Below are 3,588 nucleotides of genomic sequence, written 5' to 3' on the forward strand. Positions count from 1 at the left end.
CCCTAGTGCTATTCAAAAGACATATATTCGTATTAAATCAGTTCAGATAACTGCACCCCTTTTTTATTCTCCAATATGATTTTTAATATCTACTATATAAATTCTCCGAAAGTCTACGAAATAAAGATGATGCTAAATAACATGGTGTCAATGCAACAAGAAATAGAAAGTAATAAGCAGATCGAAGGTGAAGCCTATTTGAAAACAAAACTTGGATTCAATATCTGGATATTTTCAAGTTGGGTGATGTGGAGGCTGGTGGAAATATAAAGGGCTCATAAGAAAAATGAAAAGAAGAAAAAAATTATTCCTTTTTCTAGTTAGCGTTATAATATTTTATGGATGTAATCCGTCATGGGATGTTACCCTATATTCACAAAAAATTAGAGGAAGTAATAAAATAATATATCAATATGATGCTTGGGGTGGTAGAGATTCGCACCAATCTGGTTTTGCAATTCTGGACTCTGCAGAAGAATTTAACATGTCTAAAATCACCTCTTTACCCGGCTCCTATTTTGCAGAAGCACCTAGAAAAGATTATATAAAATTAATTCAAGTCAACGGTGGTAAAAATCCCACTACCGCAAAAGATACTATTCTTAATCCATCAAAACATTATTTCAAAAACATCAAAGGCATAAAATTTGAGATTACCGAATATAATGACACCTATGGAAGTAGTCCAATGAATACGGGACTGATGGAATATGAATTCGAAACGATAAAAGAAACAAATGATCGCTTAATATTTGAAAATGTAACTCATAAGGCAGGGATTGAATTGCCATCCAAAATTTCCTTCGCAAAAGGGAATATAACAATATTCGAGGACACAACAGGGAGAATTCATCGGATAATTATAGAAAAATTCATAAGAATGAAAGGAGAAATCTACAAACCTACCAAACCTTTGGAAATAGTTCCAGATCAAGCAATAATTGGATTTGCAACTTTTTATTTCATTCCGAAAAAATTATTGTACTCAAGCGCATTTACAAACGAAGGCATTTTTAAGCAAGTAAGAAAATAACTGCCACTAACAGCGGTTTTACAAAATTTGGTGGAGATTTCTATTAAACCGTTCAAATTTTCTAGTAACTTTATTCGAGCCACCAAACTTCTTAAAGCCCTGTGGGAGTTAGGTGCAATACAGGGCACATACCAGATCAATGAAGTATTAAAAGTTTATGACAACCGACAGGAAATTAACATTGACATTTGGAATTATCTCATTTCTACTTTTGATTACTTTGCTATTCAAATTAACAGGAGTTCCTGGGGGCATGATTTTATCTGGACTCTTTTTGGGAGGGATGATGATCGTTGGAATTATTTTAGGCTGCTTAATTCTATCAGGACTTTTGAGGTTGATTATTAAAAGAACCTCATTTCTAACTATCTTATTTATCACTACTAGTATATCTTTTTTAGCATTCCACTATCAATTGTATTCTCCAACATTAAAAATTAAAGTTCCAAATGGATATAAAGGCGAGGTTAATTTAGTGCTTTCTAACGTAGACGATAACATCCTAATTGTTGACAGTAATGGAACTGGATACTTAGACGAATGGACTTTTAACAAGACCTATTCCAGACCGATAGTTGAGCAAATGGACGGAAAAAATCTTGATGAATATTTAATCGGATTCAGTCCATCAACTTTTTTCGGAAAAGGCAAGAGCTGTTGTGTTGCCAAGCGTGAAATTCAAAGCCTATCATTTAAAATCGGTACAAAACCTCATTTGAAAGATGAATATTTTCAAAGCAAAAGTTTGACAGAAATTGTAAATAAGAACCTTGCGATTTTTACGGAATTAGACCAATATTCAACAGTTAGTGAAACATCTACCAAGTAACTGGATAGTAACATGTAACTAATTTATAAAGACCATGAAAAAATTTAAATCCGTAATTAACGGGCACTTAGATATAGTAGTTCATCAAAAAGAGAATGAGTTCGAGAATGTTAAGGACTGTTGGAATGAGGTTCTAATTCATGGCGATCCAGAAGGATTAAGGTCCCTAGCGAGTCTTCTGTTAAAATTGGCAGACCTCGATCAGGAGAGTATTACTAGTCTTCCAATTGGAGCCAGATCGCATGAGCATTTGCGACCAAAATTTGAATTGTCAAATAGTTCGGAAACAGTTATTGTAGGTCGCCTGGATGCCAAAGGCACTGGTGCTTTTTATGATAGTTATAGTTCAAAAGTACCCGAGATAAATCGTAATCTCTAGTATTAAAAAACACGATAACTGCTTAATACCCCATTAACCATCTATCTAATTTAAGGCTTCCAAAGTATGTTAAAACCGGCAATAACTGTTTGATTGTGCCCCCTTCGGCTCCACACAGATCCATTCGTAGCAGAGAATTTATATGCGCACCGCTAATTTCATTACTGCCGCCATTAACCTCGCTACATTTCTGTCAATACCCAACAGCTTTCTTTTCCTCGCCTTCAACCTTTCCAAAGAAAATATGTTTTATGATCAAACCTTGGAAACCAGCCCGCAGATGGGCTATTTGGTAAACAATTGCCAGGAAAAATCCTTCAGACTTACTGTTCCACTCATCTTAAGATTGGTAAGCGGACAATAATCAACAGTCAGCTCTTTGAGCTTACGTAATCCACTTATTTTCAATGCAGTCAAATCTCGGTTCTCATAGAGGAATGGTATGTCCAACAACGAGTTTATTTGAAGCAACAAAATCCCTGCTTTCGGAAGAAACAGGGATTTGAAAGTAATGATCTCTATTTTAGAAACCATACATACCACCCGAAACGGAGATCTGCTCTCCGGTGATCCAGGCGGCATCATCGGAAGCCAGGAATACGGCAGCTTTCGCAATATCTGCGGGCTGCCCTCTGCGACCAAGCGGCGTGTTAGCGATAAACATTTTTTCATAGTCACTGCCGGAAGTGACGCCCGCTGCGGTTGCACCTTCTGTTTCCGTAGCGCCCGGCAAAATGGAATTGATACGGACGTTTTGAATACCTAACTCTTTCGACAAAGCGATCGTGATGGCATCCAATGCCGCCTTTGATGCAGAATACAGCGATGCTCCCGGGAGCGGCATTTTGCTGGCACCCGAACTGATGTTAATGATATTACCGCCTTTGTTACCAAACATCTTTAAAGCTGCCTGAATTGTCAGTATAGGCCCTAGCACATTGATATTAAAACTGTTATGAAAAGTTTCTGCTGATATTCCTTCAATAGGTGCATATCCCTGACAAACCGCGTTGTTGACCAAAATATCCAGGCGGCCGAAAGCTTTATTAGTTTCTTCAAACAGCCGGGCTACATCCGCTTCGTTAGACACATCGGCCTGTACTGCAATAGCTGTGCCTCCCTTGTCGGTTATGGCTTTCACCACGCTGTCCGCACTTTCTTTGCTGGACGCATAATTCACAACTACTTTTGCACCTGCTGCTGCAAAATGTTTGGCAATAGCTGCGCCTATTCCTTTTGGTGCACCTGTAACTACCGCCACTTTGTTTTCTAATTTATTCATTTTGAGAATTTTTAAAATTATTTTGATAAATAGGTCATGCCGCCATCCACCAGGAGTTCAGCACC

5 protein-coding genes are annotated in these 3,588 nt (G+C 37.6%); 3 read left to right on the top strand and 2 right to left on the bottom strand.

The window, feature by feature from the left end:
• Positions 1 to 286 precede the first annotated feature (286 nt).
• From DBR11_RS13755 to DBR11_RS13770, 3 genes are all read left to right on the top strand, one after another.
• Positions 287 to 1,033, top strand: coding sequence for a hypothetical protein (locus tag DBR11_RS13755; RefSeq protein ID WP_146186528.1), 747 nt, complete (start codon positions 287 to 289; stop codon positions 1,031 to 1,033).
• 157 nt (positions 1,034 to 1,190) lie between these two features.
• The gene (locus DBR11_RS29385) at positions 1,191 to 1,862 is read left to right on the top strand and encodes a hypothetical protein (protein ID WP_146186529.1); all 672 of its coding nucleotides are present in this window, start codon (positions 1,191 to 1,193) and stop codon (positions 1,860 to 1,862) included.
• A gap of 34 nt (positions 1,863 to 1,896) precedes the next feature.
• Positions 1,897 to 2,241, top strand: a complete 345-nt coding sequence (locus tag DBR11_RS13770; RefSeq protein ID WP_108553248.1) for a hypothetical protein — start codon at positions 1,897 to 1,899, stop codon at positions 2,239 to 2,241.
• Positions 2,242 to 2,526: 285 nt separating this feature from the next.
• Here the strand turns inward: DBR11_RS13770 and DBR11_RS29610 are convergent, their stop codons facing one another.
• Together DBR11_RS29610 and DBR11_RS13780 are read right to left on the bottom strand one after the other, a co-directional pair.
• Positions 2,527 to 2,691, bottom strand: coding sequence for a hypothetical protein (locus tag DBR11_RS29610; RefSeq protein WP_158275289.1), 165 nt, complete (start codon positions 2,689 to 2,691; stop codon positions 2,527 to 2,529).
• A 73-nt stretch (positions 2,692 to 2,764) separates the two neighbouring features.
• Positions 2,765 to 3,523 (bottom strand): SDR family NAD(P)-dependent oxidoreductase, encoded by a 759-nt coding sequence (locus DBR11_RS13780; RefSeq protein WP_108553250.1) that lies wholly within the window; start codon positions 3,521 to 3,523, stop codon positions 2,765 to 2,767.
• Positions 3,524 to 3,588: the final 65 nt, after the last annotated feature.

Source organism: Pedobacter sp. HMWF019 (assembly GCF_003061025.1).
Taxonomy (GTDB): Bacteria; Bacteroidota; Bacteroidia; order Sphingobacteriales; family Sphingobacteriaceae; genus Pedobacter.

What these genes read in the sequence shown, in the direction of transcription:
- DBR11_RS13755 (WP_146186528.1), top strand. Translation starts at nt 287, where the DNA reads ATGAAAAGAAGAAAAAAATTATTCCTTTTTCTAGTTAGCGTTATAATA.
- DBR11_RS29385 (WP_146186529.1), top strand. Translation starts at nt 1,191, where the DNA reads ATGACAACCGACAGGAAATTAACATTGACATTTGGAATTATCTCATTT.
- DBR11_RS13770 (WP_108553248.1), top strand. Translation starts at nt 1,897, where the DNA reads ATGAAAAAATTTAAATCCGTAATTAACGGGCACTTAGATATAGTAGTT.
- DBR11_RS13780 (WP_108553250.1), bottom strand. Translation starts at nt 3,523, where the DNA reads ATGAATAAATTAGAAAACAAAGTGGCGGTAGTTACAGGTGCACCAAAA.